This is a genomic window from Curtobacterium sp. MCBA15_016 (genome assembly GCF_001865105.1).
Classification (GTDB): domain Bacteria; phylum Actinomycetota; class Actinomycetes; order Actinomycetales; family Microbacteriaceae; genus Curtobacterium.
Genome location: NZ_MJGR01000011.1, coordinates 2,351 through 2,685, shown reverse-complemented (window position 1 = coordinate 2,685; position 335 = coordinate 2,351). Strand labels below are relative to the sequence as shown.

The following is a 335-nucleotide window of genomic DNA, read 5'->3' as shown; positions in this document are numbered from 1 at the left end:
GCGCCTCCCGTCCGTCGCACACGTACCAGAGGAACCAACCGTGCCCGACTCGATGTCCATCACCGCCGCCACCGTCGACCCCGGACTCCTCGACCTGCCGTGGGACCTCCCACTGGCGGATTGGCCGGACGAGACGATCGTCGCGCTCCCGAAGGGCATCTCGCGGCACCTCGTGCGGTTCGTGCAGCTCGGCGGGTACGTCGTCGCCGTGAAGGAGACCGGCGAAGAGGTCGCCCGCTCGGAGTACGAGATGCTCCGCACCCTGCAGCGCATGGACGTGCCGTGCGTCGACCCCGTCGCCGTGATCACGAACCGGGTGAGCGCCGACGGCGAGG

The 335-nt window shown here is 70.1% G+C and carries 1 pseudogene; it reads left to right on the top strand.

The annotated features are described in order from the left end of the window. Positions 1-40: 40 nt before the first annotated feature. Positions 41-335: pseudogene (locus BIV03_RS04955) on the top strand (DUF4032 domain-containing protein); the annotation flags it as partial.